17 protein-coding genes are annotated in these 16129 nt (G+C 55.9%); 13 read left to right on the forward strand and 4 right to left on the reverse strand.

Going from position 1 to position 16129, the window contains the following annotated elements; translation table 11 throughout:
• Genes BSK21_RS14550 through BSK21_RS14560 form a run of 3 tightly spaced genes read right to left on the reverse strand, consistent with a single transcriptional unit; the run spans position 1 to position 3809 of the window.
• Positions 1 to 984 carry an imelysin family protein gene (locus tag BSK21_RS14550; RefSeq protein WP_067551757.1) on the reverse strand — a complete coding sequence of 328 codons (984 nt, stop codon included), beginning with the start codon at positions 982 to 984 and terminating at the stop codon, positions 1 to 3.
• A complete protein-coding gene (locus tag BSK21_RS14555) occupies positions 981 to 2495 on the reverse strand; it encodes a di-heme oxidoredictase family protein (protein ID WP_067551760.1) in 1515 nt (504 codons plus the stop codon). Before BSK21_RS14555 ends, BSK21_RS14550 begins: the two co-directional genes overlap by 4 nt.
• Before the next feature lie 51 nt (positions 2496 to 2546).
• Positions 2547 to 3809, reverse strand: a complete 1263-nt coding sequence (locus tag BSK21_RS14560; protein ID WP_067551763.1) for an imelysin family protein — start codon at positions 3807 to 3809, stop codon at positions 2547 to 2549.
• A 194-nt stretch (positions 3810 to 4003) separates the two neighbouring features.
• Between BSK21_RS14560 and BSK21_RS14565 the strand changes: the two genes are divergently transcribed.
• From BSK21_RS14565 to BSK21_RS14580, 4 genes are read left to right on the forward strand one after another with little or no spacing between them, the layout of a single operon-like run.
• Positions 4004 to 4612, forward strand: coding sequence for a CDP-alcohol phosphatidyltransferase family protein (locus BSK21_RS14565; RefSeq protein WP_067551766.1), 609 nt, complete (start codon positions 4004 to 4006; stop codon positions 4610 to 4612).
• A gap of 11 nt (positions 4613 to 4623) precedes the next feature.
• Entirely contained in the window at positions 4624 to 5817 is a 1194-nt protein-coding gene (locus BSK21_RS14570; RefSeq protein ID WP_067551769.1) for an ABC transporter substrate-binding protein, read from the forward strand.
• Positions 5818 to 7464 carry an ABC transporter permease gene (locus BSK21_RS14575; protein WP_067551774.1) on the forward strand — a complete coding sequence of 549 codons (1647 nt, stop codon included), beginning with the start codon at positions 5818 to 5820 and terminating at the stop codon, positions 7462 to 7464.
• Positions 7457 to 8092: an ATP-binding cassette domain-containing protein gene (locus BSK21_RS14580; RefSeq protein ID WP_067551777.1), complete on the forward strand. Its 636-nt coding sequence runs from the start codon at positions 7457 to 7459 to the stop codon at positions 8090 to 8092. The genes BSK21_RS14575 and BSK21_RS14580 overlap by 8 nt, the downstream gene beginning before the upstream one ends.
• On the opposite strand, the gene BSK21_RS14585 is transcribed toward BSK21_RS14580, so the two are convergent.
• Complete coding sequence (locus tag BSK21_RS14585; RefSeq protein ID WP_067551780.1) at positions 8081 to 8689, reverse strand: TetR family transcriptional regulator C-terminal domain-containing protein; 609 nt, start codon at positions 8687 to 8689, stop codon at positions 8081 to 8083. The two genes, BSK21_RS14580 and BSK21_RS14585, sit on opposite strands and share 12 nt — an antisense overlap.
• Before the next feature lie 152 nt (positions 8690 to 8841).
• Here BSK21_RS14585 and BSK21_RS14590 point away from each other — a divergent pair, with 152 nt between their 5' ends.
• The 9 genes from BSK21_RS14590 (at position 8842) to BSK21_RS16220 (ending at position 16122) form a co-directional block, all read left to right on the forward strand.
• Positions 8842 to 9132, forward strand: coding sequence for a hypothetical protein (locus tag BSK21_RS14590; RefSeq protein ID WP_067551783.1), 291 nt, complete (start codon positions 8842 to 8844; stop codon positions 9130 to 9132).
• 39 nt (positions 9133 to 9171) lie between these two features.
• Entirely contained in the window at positions 9172 to 9960 is a 789-nt protein-coding gene (locus tag BSK21_RS14595) for a hypothetical protein (protein WP_067551786.1), read from the forward strand.
• The gene (locus BSK21_RS14600) at positions 9953 to 11317 is read left to right on the forward strand and encodes a tetratricopeptide repeat protein (protein ID WP_067551789.1); all 1365 of its coding nucleotides are present in this window, start codon (positions 9953 to 9955) and stop codon (positions 11315 to 11317) included. The genes BSK21_RS14595 and BSK21_RS14600 overlap by 8 nt, the downstream gene beginning before the upstream one ends.
• Complete coding sequence (locus tag BSK21_RS14605; protein ID WP_067551792.1) at positions 11310 to 11705, forward strand: DUF6165 family protein; 396 nt, start codon at positions 11310 to 11312, stop codon at positions 11703 to 11705. The genes BSK21_RS14600 and BSK21_RS14605 overlap by 8 nt, the downstream gene beginning before the upstream one ends.
• Positions 11702 to 12466 carry an FkbM family methyltransferase gene (locus tag BSK21_RS14610; RefSeq protein ID WP_074039051.1) on the forward strand — a complete coding sequence of 255 codons (765 nt, stop codon included), beginning with the start codon at positions 11702 to 11704 and terminating at the stop codon, positions 12464 to 12466. Before BSK21_RS14605 ends, BSK21_RS14610 begins: the two co-directional genes overlap by 4 nt.
• Positions 12467 to 12527: 61 nt before the next feature.
• On the forward strand, positions 12528 to 13328 hold the full coding sequence (locus BSK21_RS14615) for a flagellar motor protein MotB (protein WP_067551799.1): 801 nt from the start codon (positions 12528 to 12530) through the stop codon (positions 13326 to 13328).
• Between the two features lie 64 nt (positions 13329 to 13392).
• Positions 13393 to 14694 (forward strand): flagellar hook protein FlgE, encoded by a 1302-nt coding sequence (locus BSK21_RS14620; RefSeq protein ID WP_067551802.1) that lies wholly within the window; start codon positions 13393 to 13395, stop codon positions 14692 to 14694.
• Positions 14695 to 14700: 6 nt separating this feature from the next.
• Entirely contained in the window at positions 14701 to 15834 is a 1134-nt protein-coding gene (flgK, locus tag BSK21_RS14625; protein WP_231924830.1) for a flagellar hook-associated protein FlgK, read from the forward strand.
• Positions 15835 to 15843: 9 nt separating this feature from the next.
• The gene (locus BSK21_RS16220; protein ID WP_231924831.1) at positions 15844 to 16122 is read left to right on the forward strand and encodes a flagellar basal body rod C-terminal domain-containing protein; all 279 of its coding nucleotides are present in this window, start codon (positions 15844 to 15846) and stop codon (positions 16120 to 16122) included.
• The last annotated feature ends 7 nt before the right edge of the window (positions 16123 to 16129 follow it).

Consider the following 16129-nt stretch of genomic DNA (forward strand, 5'->3'; position numbering starts at 1 on the left):
TCAATCCCCGTCAGACGCGTTAAAGCCCGCAGAAATTCCCATAACAGCGCCTATTTCGTTCGAAACCGCGTTCTTAACCCCGTCAATTTTTTGGCCGAGGATTTGTAGTTTTAGCCAGGCTTGGGAGTTGTCCGCGATATCGGAAAAACTAGGGTCAGGAATGGCGTTCGCTGCGTCGTGGAATTCTGCCACGGCCTGTGCTGTGGCGGGCAAAGGTGCGCCCATGAGCTCGACCGCTTGGGCATATGCCGTATCGACCGCCAGCACGATATTGCGGAGTGAACGGTCGGAACGCCATGCCTCGGTCCGCGTCGGGCGCGGGCGGGCAAAATCGGCCAGAGGACGACCCACCCGACTGTCGGCGGTGAATTCGAGTGAGTTCACAATTTGCGAATAGAGCGTCGCAAACGCATCGGCATCGGACACGATGGGCAGTGTTTTCCCGTCGCCCTGACCTTGGATGATCAGCGCATAGCGATCCTGCCAGTCCATCGCCTGCGCGTGTGCTTCGCGGGCAATGTCGGCGGCGACGCGTTGGACGTAGGCGCAGGTGTAACTATCGGCATCGTAGCCATCGAAACGGTCGTCAAAGAGCAACATTTCAAGTGCGAACAAACCACGACCCGCAATCGAAGACGCGGCAAAGCCTTCGGCATCGTTGATCAACGGGTCAGTGTCCGCGATCATTGTGGAAAGCGTCTTGGCCGTGAAGCCACGCTCATCAGGCCAAAAGGCGATGTTCAGGGCGCCATTCTCAGTCGGGCCAATGCGTAAATGTTGAATGTTCATCCATGCGTCGAACACGGCGTTATACTGCGGTCGCATCGTTTCAATACTGCAGTCTGTGGCAGCCGTTTCTGCCATTTGAGCCGCAACAGTGTCGAATTTTGCGAAATCTGGCAACACGTTGTTCGACATCACAGACGCGACATCCGCCGCTGCAGGAGTTGCGCAGATCAGGGCAAAGGCGAGGGGGCGTATCATAGGCTCTCCAAGAAACGGATCAGGGCGTTGCGGTCGTTTTTCGGCATGGCAATCACGGCATCGCGATGCGGTTTTGCCTCACCACCATGCCACAAAACAGCCTCAAGCAAGGATCGCGCACGACCATCATGCAGGAAATAGGTGTGTCCGCTGACCTGTTCGGTCAAACCAATTCCCCAAAGTGGCGGCGTCCGCCATTCTGTCCCGGTTGCGCGGGCTTCGGGACGGTGATCGGCGAGACCTTCGCCCATGTCGTGTAGAAGAAGGTCAGAGTAAGGCCAAATCAGCTGAAACGACTGCTCTGGCTGATCCTCCAGCCGAGCAGTGACGAATTTCGGCGTGTGACATGCGGTGCAGCCCGTCTCGTAAAAGACTTCTTTGCCGAGTAGCACTTCCGGATCATCCAGATCGCGCCGTGCAGGGACCGCCAAATTGCGGGAGTAGAAGGTCACGAGGTCGAGCCCGTCCGCATCAACTTCCAAACCGTCATGGACATCATTGCCACCATCAATCGCTGCGCGGCATGCGTCTTGAGTATCGGTGCATTCGCCCCACCCATTGGTGTGCAGCGGGTTTGAGATGCCAATGTCGCCAGCAAATGCATCGGCGGACTGCTGACGGATGGTCGGCGCGCCCGCTTTTAGGCCGAAACGACCCAACATTGGTTGATCAAATTCGGTAGACCAAACAAAATTGGCCCGACCAGAGATCCCGTCACCATCAGCGTCGGTCTCGTCAACATGGGCGAGGATATCCGCCGCTGGAATCGCTTCCAAAAGACCAAGCCCGATCATCTGCGGGGCAATACGTGGCGACAGCATTGCATCAGGGTGAAGGTCGCCATAGCCGAGGTCAGCGGCGCGATAGGTTGGACTGCGTAGCGTCACGATTTCACCACCGGACAGTGTGACCTCGATGTCCTCGTATTCGATGTCGAGTCGGTATTCCGCATTATGGCCAGCGATACCGAAATCTTGGAGCTGTAGACCATAGGTCGGATCAGGCGCGGTTGGGATGAAATCGGCGATGGCCTGTGTCACCTCGTCGTCCGACGCGGGGATCGAGATGCGCAGGAACATTGAGATCGCGTTATCGCTCGGGCTTTCGGGTGGGTGCCCGCGCCCGTCCTTGAGGTGGCAATTCTGGCATCCCCGCGCGTTATAAAGCGGCCCTAAACCGTCGGAAGCGAGCGTCGACGATGGGGCCGAAACCCAGATCTTCCGAAACAGCCCATCCCCGACCTTGAAATCCAATTCGCGCTCAAAACTGATATTGCCCGACGGCTGCGAAAACGCGTCAGCGGTCGAATGAACGCGCACTGTCGCGGCACCAGCGGGGCGTTCTTCGAACCGTTCAGGGGCCGTGAAATCCGTCGTTGGCTGCACAATCGCGGCAATACGTGCCGCTTCTTCCGCAGTGCGCGGCACGACGTTCAAGTGGAGGTCGCTGACCTCTTGGGCAATGGCGGCAAAGGGGAGGGCGGTGGCAAAAACGGCGGAAGCAAATTTCATGGCAAGCCTATGGTGTAGAGGGCCGCGCAGAGCGCGACCCACGATAGCGGATTATTGGAAAACAGCGTTCGGATCGTCGAGGCTGTCAGACCCCTCGAACGCCACATCGTGGAGAGACAACGCGCCTACAATTCTCTCAAAGCTGCGCGTTTGGTCGATCAAGCCATCAACACCAGCCATGATCAGCGCCTCACCTTCGGCGTTTCGGCGGTCAAGCATCTGGTCATACGCCATGCCGTTTTCGGCTGCGGCTACGATTGCGGTCAGGGCAACCATGGTGGTGTCGAGTTTACCGCGCACTTCGTCGTCGAGTGCAGGATCAACGGCAGCTACCAAGGCGGTCAAACCGGGGCCTTCGATAACGGTTCCATCGATCCGCTCGTATTGTCCAAGATACACGTTCTGCACGCCTTTTCCGTCGTAATAGTGACTATTGTGGGTGTTGTCCGAGAAACAGTCGTGCTCTTCTTCCGGATCGTTCAGCATCAGACCAAGGCGCATACGTTGGCCGGCTTGTTCACCATAGGACAACGATCCCATACCCGTGATCATTGCAACGATCCCCGCGTCAGGATCGGCAAGGAGATCAGTCCGCGCCGCACCGTTTTCATCCCATTGGTCGATGATGAATTCGAGGTCGGTGATCAGCAGGTCTGTCGCAGCCGTCAAATAGTCAACACGGCGGTCACAATTGCCGCCCGTGCAACCATCCCCTTCGACAAAGTCGGTATAGGGACGATCACCCGCGCCCGCATCGGTGCCGTTCAAGTCCTGACCCCAAAGGAGAAACTCAATCGCGTGATAGCCGCGGGCGACGTTAGTCTCGATTCCGTCGGCTTCGTTCAGGACATCACCGATCAATTCAGGAGTGATGTCCGTTGCGTCCACATCCATGCCCGCGATGGAAAAGGTTGGGTTTGCAATGACGTTCAGTGCTGCAAATTCGTTTTCATCCGTCGGCCCGCCATAGGACGCGTCCACGTAGTCCATTAACCCTTCGTCGAGCGGCCAAGCGTTCACCTTGCCCTCCCAATCGTCAACGATTGGGTTGCCGAAACGGAACACCTCGGTCTGCTGATAGGGAACGCGCGCGGCGATCCATGCGTTTCGCGCTGCATCTAAGGTTTCGACGGAAGGCGTCGCAACGAGCGCAGTGACTGCATCCTGAAGCGCCAGCGCGGTCACGAGGCTGTCAGAATATCCAGCGAGAGCAATATCTGCGTAATTGGACAAAACGTTCGCGCGTTCGTCCGCCAAAGCGCTCGTTGCGGTCAGGGCGAGAGTGGCTGAACCGGCTAAAAATGATCGATACATGGTGGTCCTTTCAATGCAGCTAAACTGACTGGCGAGTCAGAATGGCTATTACCTGACTAAAAATATAAGGATTGTCAATTCCGACAATTTAAGTCGGTTTATTTTGGATTGTGTCAACTCCTCAAATACGCGTCAGGGCAATTGCGCGGAGCCGTAACATTCGTCACAAGTTCTGAACCCTAAGGAGAAACCCCATGTTGGATGCGACAGTGCGAAAACTCATCGATCCGCCGCTGAATACGGCTGGGACTGTTCTCGCTCGGTCGGGTGTTTCGGCAGATTTAGTGACGATTGTCGGGCTGTTGCTAGGTCTTATCGCAGCAGGGTTCGTCGCCATGGGCGGATATACTTGGGCCTTGGTTTTTATTCTGTTCAGTCGGATCGCCGACGGTTTGGATGGGGCCGTTGCGCGGGCCAGTCAGCGCACCGACTTTGGCGGTTACCTCGACATCACTTGCGATTTCCTGTTCTACGGCGCGATTCCGATGGCTTTTGTCATCGTTGATCCATCGGCCAACGGAGCTGCGGGTGCCGTCTTACTGACATCCTTTTATTTCAACGGGGCGAGCTTCCTCGGTTACGCGATCCTCGCTGAAAAGCGCGGGCTAGAGACCGCTGCGCAGGGTGTGAAATCGCTCTACTATTCCAACGGTCTGCTTGAGGGCACCGAAACGATTGGGTTCTTCGTCTTTCTGTGCATCTTACCGACGAGCTTCCCAATCCTTGCTCTGATTTTTGGAGCTCTATGTTTTCTAACCGGTGCTTTGCGCCTCTACGGCGCGCGTCGTCTCTTTGTTTCATGAAAGGAAATGCGATGAATTACCTTGGCCTAGCTTTGGCATGTGTTCTTCCGACTGTTGCTCTGGCTGACCCTGATCCATCCGATTGGACATCTGTTTTGGACGAGGCTCGTGGCCAAACGGTCTATTGGAACGCGTGGGGTGGATCGACGGCGACGAACGACTTTATCGCGTGGGTCGGTGATCGCGTTGCAGAGGACTACGGCGTTACGCTTGAGCACGTAAAACTCAGTGATACAGCCGACGCCGTGACCCGCGTTCTGACCGAAAAGCAGGCTGGTCAAGATGACGACGGCGCTATCGACATGATCTGGATTAACGGATCAAACTTTGCCGCGATGAAAGATGCGGGCCTTCTCTTTGGTCCATTTGCCGAGAGCCTACCGAATTGGGCCTATGTAGACACTGATGGTAAGACTGTTCAGACAGACTTTACCGTGCCCGTTGAGGGATACGAGAGCCCTTGGGCCATGGCGCAGGTGGTGTTCATGTATGACACGGCGGATATGGCGCCGCTGGGTGATATGAACGCCTTGCTCGACTGGGCGGTTACACATCCGGGTCGCTTTACGTATCCGCAGCCGCCGGATTTCCTCGGCACGACATTCTTGAAACAGGCGCTGGTCGATCTGACCGACGACACTTCGGTGCTGTCGCAACCCGCCACGGATGAAACCTACGCTGAAGTCACGGAGCCGCTCTGGCTTTGGCTCGATGAGTTGACGCCGAACCTCTGGCGGCAGGGGCAGGCCTACCCGCAAACTGGTCCAGCGCAGTTGCAGTTGATTGCCGACGGAGAGGTGGATCTCGCGATTTCCTTTAGTCCGGGTGAAGCATCGACCGCGATCGCCAATGGTCAGTTGCCCGATACCGTGCGGACCTTCGTTCTGGATAAAGGCACGATCGGCAACGCCTCTTTCGTCGCGATCCCTTACAATTCGGGCTCGAAAGCCGGCGCAATGGTCGTCGCAGACTTCCTCATGTCCCCCGAAGCCCAAGCTCGCGCCCAAGATCCGAATGTCCTCGGCTATGGCACCGTGTTGGATATGGCGAAACTATCTGACGATGAACGTACCGTTTTCGACGGTCTTGACCTCGGCGTTGCGACGCTGACACCGGCCGAACTTGGCACGGTGCAGGCTGAACCCCATCCGTCATGGATGACCCGTATCGCGGACGATTGGCAGCTTCGGTTCGGTAATCAATAAGTGGCCCGAGCGCCGGTCATTCTCATCCTGATCGGGCCAGTGATTGCTGGTCTGATCGGGGTGATTTTGCCAGCGCTTGGCTATTTCCCTGCAGCAGGCGCGAACCATTTCAGTTTAGAGCCTATTCAAGCCCTATTCGCATGGAACGGCCTTGCGTCCGCGGTTCGATTGTCCATCACCACAGGCCTATTTGCGACGGCGCTCTCTTGTCTGATCGCATTGGGGTTCACCGCCTCCATGATGGCGTCACCTTGGTGGCGTCGGGTTCAGTCGATATTGGGACCATTGCTCGCTGTGCCACATGCTGCGGCGGCATTTGGGACGGTGTTTTTGATCGCACCATCGGGCTGGATCGCGCGTGTTCTGGCACCCGTTTTTGGGTGGGACCGTCCACCAGACCTGCTCATCGTAAATGACCCGTGGGGCGTGGCGCTCGTACTTGGGTTGGTGATCAAGGAAGTTCCGTTCCTCCTTCTCATGATCATCGCGGCCCTACCGCAAGTCGATGCCCCATCGCGGCTCAAGGTCAGCGCGTCGCTCGGGTATGGGGTAATCGCAGGCTGGACCCTTGCAGTGCTACCTGCCGTCTACAAACAAATACGGTTGCCGATCTACCTTGTCTTGGCGTTCTCAATGTCGGTCGTTGATGTTGCGCTGATACTTGGTCCTACGACACCTAACACCTTAGCGGTCCAAGTCCTGAAATGGACGAACGACCCTGATATATCGCTCCGAGGCCAAGCCGCTGCGGGGGCAATCCTTCAATTCGGATTGATCATCATCGCGATTTCGGCCGTGCGCTTGTTCGAGCATTTGATGGGCGGGCTGAGAAACTGGATCATTATGGGTGGGCTTCGTTTGGCCATTTTGGAGCCGCTTCGCTGGCTGTTCCAATGCCTCGGAGCGATAGTGTTCTGCGCTCTCTTGATTGGACTATGCGGTCTTTTGATGTGGTCAGTTGCGGGCTTTTGGGCCTTTCCTGATCTCACACCCAATAGTATTTCGTTGTCGAACTGGGCCCGCCATTCCGACGGTCTACAGGTTCGATTAGGGCAAACCGCGATCATTGGATTTACAGCAGCGACAATCAGTCTTTCCATCGCGGTTCTCTACCTTGAATCGACCCGAACAGTGCCAAACTGGGCCATTTTTCTCCCCCTCATCATTCCCCAAGTCGCATTCTTACCTGGCGTCCAAATTCTACTGTTGAATATGGGGCTGAAGGGCGGTTTGGCGGTCGTGATTGCAGCGCATATGGTCTTTGTCCTGCCCTATGTGATCCTGACCTTAGGCGGCAGCTATCGCGCGTGGAACCGAGATTTCGAGCGTGTGGGGCATGCTCTTGGCGCGTCACCTGCCCGAGTCTTTTGGCGCATTCGTTTGCCAATGCTTTTGGCACCGCTCGTGTCTTCCCTCGCCGTCGGCTTTGCTGTTTCCGTGGGGCAATATTTACCGACGTTGCTGATCGGCGGTGGACGCATTTCAACATTAACGACCGAGGCTGTGGCGCTGGCATCTGGCGGTGACCGACGCGCGATTGCGGTCTTTTCTGTGTTGCAATTGCTGGCCGCTCTGGTGCCTTTTGTGATCGCCTTGGGTCTTCCGATGATCCTTTGGCGGAATAGACGGGGAATGTCGCATGGCTGACGGATTGGGGTTGAGCAATGTCACGATTCACAGGGGTGAAACGTGCCTGTTGTCCGTTGATACCCATATCAATCGAGGCGAGGCGCTGACGATCATGGGGCCGTCTGGTTCTGGCAAATCGACGCTTCTGTCCTACATCACGGGATCGCTTGATCTAGCCTTTAAGGCGGCGGGCAGCGTCACCCTTGATGGCGAAGAAATCGACACTAAACCAGCCCATTTGCGCCAAATCGGGATATTGTTTCAGGACGATCTCTTGTTCCCGCATATGTCGGTGGGTGCGAACCTGTCGTTCGGCTTGGATCGATCAATCCCGAGAGTGGAGAGAAAAGATCGGATCAACGCAGCACTCGACTCCGTCGGGCTTGCTGGTTTTTTCGACCGTGATCCAGCCACGTTGTCGGGTGGGCAAAGGGCGCGTGTATCCCTCATGCGTACACTTTTGTCTGACCCCAAGGCACTTCTCTTGGACGAACCCTTTTCACGGCTCGATCAGGACTTGCGACAGCAGGTAAGGGAACTGGTTTTCAACCACGCAAAGGCGCAGTCCCTGCCCGTTTTATTGGTGACACATGACATGGACGACGCGCAGGCGGCTGGCGGTGCAATACTAAGGTTAGACCGTTAGCATCTTTCGAAAGAGCTGATCGAGGTAGGCATCAGCCCCAGGGAACGGGTCAACGCCACCCAAAACGGCACGTACTTGCACGTCAAAGTCAGCATAGTGCTGCGTCATCGCCCAAATCGAAAAGATCAGATGATAGGGATCGACAGGCGCGATTTTCCCTGCGTCACTCCACTCGCGGATAAGCGCGGCCTTTTCGTCGACGAGCGGCTTTAGACCGTTGGTCAGATCGTTAAGGATACGCGGGGCGCCCTGCAGAATTTCATTGGCAAAGAGGCGGCTTTCACGCGGGAATTTCCGCGCCATTTCCAATTTACCATGCACATAGGCGAGGATTTCTTCGATCGGATCGGCATCCGCCTTCATAGCCCGCAACGGGTCCAGCCACGTATCCAGCAAACTCTCCAACAGTTCGACGTGGATCGCCTCTTTAGACGGGAAATAATACAAGAGGTTCGGCTTTGATAGTCCCGATGCCTCCGCAATCTGATCAAGCGTTGATCCGCGGAAACCGTATTGGGAAAAAATGCCCAAAGCGGCGTCCAAAATCGCGCCGCGGTTCCGCTCTTGAATACGTGTGCGTGTAGTAACTTTTGCCATACTTAAGATCCTCGTTACTTATATGACCCTTAGTCAACGCGAATTGAAACGGAAAATCAGCGTTTCGGTGGGACATTGGTTTACTTTCCCTTGGACCAATTGGTTGCTTGGGGGTTAACTAGATGTAACTGAATACAACCGGACGATTTATTATGACCCGTGTGTTTGCTTTTGTGCTGTTCGCCTGCAGCTCTCTCTCCGCCTGCGTGATGAGCGATTTTCCCTTGGATGAGAACGGTCAACCGATCTATCCGCCAGAGATCATCGCGGCTCTGCCTGAAGGTGTGCCACCTGCGATCGTCTTTTTGGCCGCCGATGGCTGTTATGCCTATTCGATCGAGGTTTCAGAGCCAGTCACAGGTTTCCCGCTTTATGGCCGTGATGGACAACGTGTCTGTAATGCAGAGGCCCAAGCACGGCTTGCTGCGATACCTGACGTATAACAATAGCGCAGCGTCAACTGCGCCAATAGGACGACGAGAATGGAATTTTCGGTCAAGTTCGAGAATGCTCCCGGTTTGCCAGAAAACAAAGGTCCCGTGACCGTTGGATGGTTCCTGAATTCACAAAAGGCGGGGGTGATTTTCTATCCGCCCGAACGGTTCCGTAGCACTGAAAAGAATAAAGCCCACGCCAAATCCGCGTCGCGTTGTCCCGCAGTGATCAACATGGAGAGCAGGTATTTCGTATTTCGCGCTCCGTTTGACCTGCACTTGCAATTCGTGCGGGATAAGGACGGCAAACCTGGGCTGCGCAACCTGAACGGTGATCTTAGCCCCGTTCGGGCGAATAAGATCAGCCAGCGCCTCCATGTGACGCCCGAAAAGGAATGGCGGCATCCAAATGTGCCGACCATCCAACTGTCGCTGCCTTATGTCTTGGTCGCGGACGAACCTGTTTATGTGACCCAACTCGCGCCGTTTATGCACTACCAAAAGGACCCTTGGCCAGGCACCATCTTTGGCGGGCGGTTCCCGATCAACGTTTGGCCGCGCCCGTTGATGTGGGCGTTTGAATGGCACGACACGTCGAAGCCACTCAAGATCAATCGCGGTGATCCCCTGTTCTACGTCATGTTCGAAGCCGCGACGCCCGACCGCAGTGTCGCTTTGGTAGAGACTGAATTGACCAAAGAACTGGCCGACTATGTTGATTTCGTATCGGGCGCTGTAAACTTTGTGAACCAGACGTTTAGCCTTTTTGAACGTGCCGAAGAGGTGCGCCCCGACACTCTGATCAAACCAGTGAAGCGCCGCAAATCAGATGACTGAACGGATGCTCAGAGATATTCGCTCCGCAGCAATCAGCGCCCATCAATCGGGCAAGCTGGATACGGCCTTGCGTGACTATGCGGATTATCTGGCGGCGCGACCCAACGATGCCCAGATGTGGTCGAACTACGGTGCGCTGTTGCGACGGATCAAACAGTATCACAACGCAGAACGGGCACATCGGCGCGCCTATGACATCGATCCTGCAAATACGGTCGTTCGTGCGAACTTTGCGAATATCCTGTCAGATCTCGGCAAATACGAAGAGTCGATCGCTTTGCGAAAACTGTTACTTGCTGACGATCCTGACCTGCCCGAACAGCATTCCCTCATCGGGCGGTGTTTGCGCGGAATGGGGCGTTACGCAGAAGCGGTCGATTATCTCTCTCCGCTGATCCCTCAGTTTCCTGACTACCACGACATGTCGCTTCAAGCGGCTATGTCAGCACTTGCGATGGGCGATTATGAAAAGGCATTTGACCTATACAAGGCGCGTTGGGACTTAGGCGAACTAACAAAGCGTGACTTGTCGTTTCCCGAATGGAAGGGCGAACCGCTGGACGGCAAAACGATCCTTGTCTTGCCAGAGCAAGGATTTGGCGACTGCGTTTTGATGGCGCGACATCTGCCTGACTTGAAACGTCTCGGTGCGAAAACCGTGACTGTTTTAGCTGAAAAACCGCTGCTACGCCTTTTCCAAGGCCTCCCTGGGGCGGATCATGTTGTCAATTCAATCAACCCAAAGTCCGAAGCCGACTATTGGATCAATATGATGGATTTGGGTGGCATCGCGCTGAAAACGGATGCCGATCTGCGCAACCCGACAGAGCTCTCGATCCCCGAAGATTCGCGTGTTCGCGCCCGTGCGATCACCGCACCGTTCCGCGATAAGTTCAAGGTTGGCATCGTCTGGACAGGCTCCGTCACCTACAAAGCAAACGCATTTCGGTCATTTAGTCACACTGACTTCCTGCCCTTAACAGATCTAAAAAACGTACAGTTGTTTTCGCTCTACAAGGGCCCAATGATCGATGCCTTTTACGCCGACGGAAGCGCGGGTTTGATCGTTGATGCGGCGTCATCGGACAGGGACTTTGCCGATTGCGCAGCAACGATGGAAGAAATGGACCTGATCATTTCGTCAGACACGGCCACTGCGCATATTGCGGGATCGCTGGGTTTGCCGACGTGGGTGGTTCTGCATTCCGATGCGTTTTGGGTCTATCGGCACAGCGGGGACACCACGCCTTGGTATCCGACGATGCGCTTGTTCAGACAACATCAGGCGCTGAAATGGGATGAAGTTATGGGCCGTGTTAGGGTCGAATTGGAACGGAAGGTAGCGGCACATGGATGATATTTTGGTTCCGACTGCACCGGGTGAATTGATCGATAAACTGACCATTCTCCGCCTGAAATCTGAACGTATTACGGATGCTGCAAAGCTTGCGAACGTCGCCCACGAGCGCAAAGTTCTACAGGACATCGCTGATCAGGCCCTACCTGAGTCCAAGAAATTGGGCCTATTGTGGGAAACGCTTTACCAGATTAACGCGAGCCTTTGGGTGATCGAAGATGACATACGCGAATGTGAATCTCGTCAGGATTTCAGCGCAGAGTTCATCCGACTGGCTCGCGCTGTTTACCAAACCAATGACCGTCGAGCGGCGGTTAAGAAACAGATCAACCTACTGCTCGGCTCGGCCATCGTTGAGGAAAAATCCTATTTCGAGGTGCCAAAATGACGATTGATAGCCGCCTACGTACTGTAAAAACCGAAATTGCCCAATTGCAGGCCGAGTTGAACGGTCTTTTGGTTACCGAAAAGACCCGCAAACGGGGTGCGATTTTACGGGAATTGCATCAACTGCGCCGTGCCTCCGATCCGACCTATCACTATATGTCGCAAGCAGGTCAGGACTGGGTCATCGATCGTTTGCTGGACCACAAAACGGGCGGAACCTTTGTCGATGTGGGTGGATATGACGGCGTAACAGGGTCGAATTCGCTGTTTTTTGAACAGATCCGTGGGTGGACAGGGGTTCTGGTCGAACCTGTCGCGTCCCAAATCGCAAAGGCACGCATTGCACGGAAATGTCCCTGCGTCGAAGTGGCTGTCGCCCCCACCGACGGCACCGCATCTTTTATCGCAGTGACGCGGGGTTTTACGCAGATGAGCGGGCTTGCCGATTTATATGATGAGGATTTGCTTCAAACTGTCCGCGACGACCCCCGCCACGACGAAGAATTGGTCACCGTAGAGACGCGCACCCTGTCCCGCATTTTGACCGAGAGCGGCATTCCCCATCCCGACTTCATTTCGTTGGATATTGAGGGTGGTGAAGCCGCTGTTTTAAAAGCGTTTCCCTTTGATCAGCATCGGGTCGCGTTTTGGTCGATCGAGAACAATTCCAAGACCACCGAGATCGCCGATATCATGCGCGCAAATGACTATGATCTGATCGAATTCGCAGGTCCAGATGAACTCTACCGCCGCCGGTCCTGAGTTTACGGCCTGTTAAACCTCTCCCCTTAGCCCTGATCGTGGGTGAATAAAGGTGGATGAGATGGCAGTTCAATCGAACGCGCCGGTGATCATTAAGCGCAAAAAAGTCGTGGCCGGTGACGGTCATCACGGCGGCGCTTGGAAGGTTGCCTACGCAGATTTTGTGACCGCGATGATGGCGTTCTTTATGCTGATGTGGCTTCTGAACTCCACGTCTGAACAGCAACGCACAGGCCTCGCGGATTATTTTGCGCCTTCAATCCCGCTCAGTCAGGTGTCTGCGGGCGGCGAGGGGATGTTTGGCGGTGAAGACATCGCGACACGCGATACGTTTATCAAATCAGGGGACGGCGGCACTCCTGATCTCGGGGGGGATGGCGGGGCCGTTCCTCCCGATGTGGCTGCGCTTGAGGAGCTCGAAACCATTCTGATCGGTCAAGGCGGCGAGGTTCTGCTATCAGACCGCATGATGCGTCACGTCGTGACCCGCATCACCGACGAGGGCCTTGTCATCGAACTCTTCGATGTTCCGGAGGCGCCACTGTTCGATGGTGTGAGCCCGTCCGAAACAACGCAGGAGCTGGCGAAGGTCATCGCCCGTGTTGCTACGATGGTGACAAACGGCATCGCAATCGAAGGGCATGTCGCGGCGCGGCCCCTAGTCATCGCAGACAATCCCGTGTGGCAGTTGTCCACAGATCATGCCGCGATTTTCCGCACCCTGCTCGAAGGGGCGGGTTTGCCACCAGAACGGCTCCGCCGCGTGACAGGTCATGCGGATCGCGAACCTGCGGACCCGATACCGACAGCCCTGCGGAACAATCGACTCGAGGTCATCTTGCTTCGCGGTCCGCTGCGTTAGGCGGCTGTTAAGAGGTGGCGGGTATTCTGGGCGAAATCATTGTCCCGATGCAGAAAGGCTTCGTATGACGATTTCATCTTCGCTCAATGCTTCCGTTGCGGGTTTGGCCGCGAACGCGACACGACTGGCTGCGATCTCTGACAACATCGCGAACTCTTCGACCTATGGTTACAAACGAGCCGTGACCGACTTTCATTCCATGGTGATTGAGACAGGCACAGGCACCTATTCTGCCGGCGGCGTGCGCACAACGAATACGCGTTTGATCGATCAGCGCGGCGCACTTGTCTCCACGTCGAGCGCGACTGACTTGGCCGTTCGTGGGCGTGGTATGTTGCCTGTCACTACCGAAGCCTCGGTGAACGTCGATAACGGTGATCACCCGATGATGCTGACCACGACGGGGTCGTTTAGCACCGATGATCGCGGGTATCTCACCACGTCGAGCGGGCTGATCCTCATGGGATGGCCCGCAAATACCGATGGAACCATTCCGACCTATCCACGCGACACGGCGGACGGGCTGGAACCTGTCAAAATCAACACTAACCAATTCGCGGGCGAGGCGACGACTTATGTCGATCTCGCGGTGAACCTGCCCGCGACTTCTACGGACTCTTCCGCCGTCGGAGAGACCGAAGAACTATCGGTCGAATACTTCGACAACCTAGGTAAATCAGAGAGCCTCACCATCGAATTCGGGCCGATCGTGCCTGCAAGCGGCTCGTCCAATTCATGGACAATGGTCGTGCGCGACAGTGCATCTGCCAATGCGATTGTCGGCGAATATAACCTGACCTTCGACGACACGCGCGGCGCTGGCGGAACGCTGAAATCGGTCACTCCCGTTTTGGGTGGCGCTTACGATGGGACCAACGGGTACATAAGCCTGAACGTGAACGGCGGGCCAATGGATCTGAACCTTGGTATTCTGGGCACTTCTGGAGGTCTGACGCAACTTTCCGATGCTTTTCAGCCCGTATCAGTGTCGAAAAATGGCACACCCGTTGGCAATATGACCTCAATCGAAGTCGATGCAAACGGCTTTGTCTCTGCCGCGTTCGACATTGGGATCACGCGGGTGATTTACCAAATTCCGCTCGTCGATGTCTCGAATATCAACGGCCTCGAATCCCTCGATTACCAGAGCTACCGACCCACGCCCGACAGCGGATCATTCTTCCTTTGGGACGCAGGCGATGGTCCGACGGGTGACATCGTGGCCTATGCACGCGAGGAATCCTCGACTGATGTGGCAGGGGAACTGACTGAACTGATCCAAACCCAGCGGGCCTATTCCTCGAACGCCAAAGTGATCCAGACCGTGGACGAAATGCTCCAAGAGACCACGAACATCAAACGGTGACGCTAGATGAGCCTGACCCATTCCCTCGCCAACGCTATTTCGGGCATGACTGCTGCGTCTCGTCGCGCAGAGATCGTGTCTTCGAACGTCGCGAACGCCCTGACCGAAGGCTACGCCTGTCGTGAGCTAGAGGTCACGGCGTCGAATGTCGGCGGGCGCGGGGCTGGTGTGCAGATCATCGGGATCAATCGATATGTGGATCGCGCTGTTCTGTCTGATCGCCGTTTGGCCGATGCCGAACTCGACGGTGCAAGTAGCCGAGCACAGACCCTAACTCGGCTCGAAGCTATTATTGGGACGGCGGATGATGACGGTTCGCTGTCGTCGCGGATCGCTGAATTTGAGGCTGCTTTGATCGAAGCGGGCTCTGACCCGTCGTCAGACGTGCGGCTCACCAATGTGGTTAACAAACTAGCTTCCGTCACCGAGACCTTGAACCGACAGAGCGACAGTATTCAGTCCCTTCGCCAAGAGGCGGATGCCAGTATCGCCGAACAGGTCGATACGCTGAACCTGTCGCTCAAACAGATCGAGAAATTGAACAGCGATATCGTCCGTACGGGATCTGTCGATGCCTCCGCCCTCATGGATCAGCGTCAGGTCATTATTGACCGGATTTCTGGCTTCGTGCCACTTCGTGAAATGGACCGAGGCAACGGGCGCATCGCGTTAACCACGACGTCAGGTTTGACCTTGATCGACGGCAAAGCGGCGGAATTCTCCTTCGATCGGTCGCCTATCATTACGGCAGACATGACCCAAGAGGCGGGCGGTTTGTCGGGCCTCTCCCAAAACGGTGTCCCCCTATCAGAAACTGCGATGTCCCGACTGTCGGGCGGAACGCTGAGCGTCTCGTTTACCCTGCGCGACGACACCTTTGTCACCGTGCAATCCGACCTCGACGCCATTGCGGGCGATCTGATGACGCGTCTGAAGGGGTCAGCGGACCCGACCCTTGCGACGGGTGCTGCGGGCCTTCTGACCGATGTCGGCGCATTCTCGAACGGCACCAATAATGTGGGCCTCGCTGGCCGAATTGCTGTGAATGCGACCGTTAACCAAGAACCCTGGCGCGTTAGAGACGGTATTGGCGCCACGACGCAAGGACCCGTTGGCGACGCGACCCAGATCAACCGCTAGATCGATGCGATGTTTGAAAATCGCTCAATCAATGGCGGCACGGCCCGATCCGCAGCTGAACATGCGGCCGCACTAGTGTCCAGAGTCGGCTCTGCCCGCCTCGACGCCGAGGATCGCGTCAGCTTTGCCACGGCCCGATGGGACACCTTGAGGAGCGCTGAACTCGCGAATGGTGTTGATACTGATCACGAACTTCAATCGCTGATGGTGATCGAACAGGCCTACGCGGCCAACGCGCGGCTTATCCAGACCATCGACAGTATGGTCCAAACCTTGATGGAGCTCTGACGTGGGA

This window comes from Marivivens sp. JLT3646, assembly GCF_001908835.1.
Lineage (GTDB): Bacteria > Pseudomonadota > Alphaproteobacteria > Rhodobacterales > Rhodobacteraceae > Marivivens > Marivivens geojensis.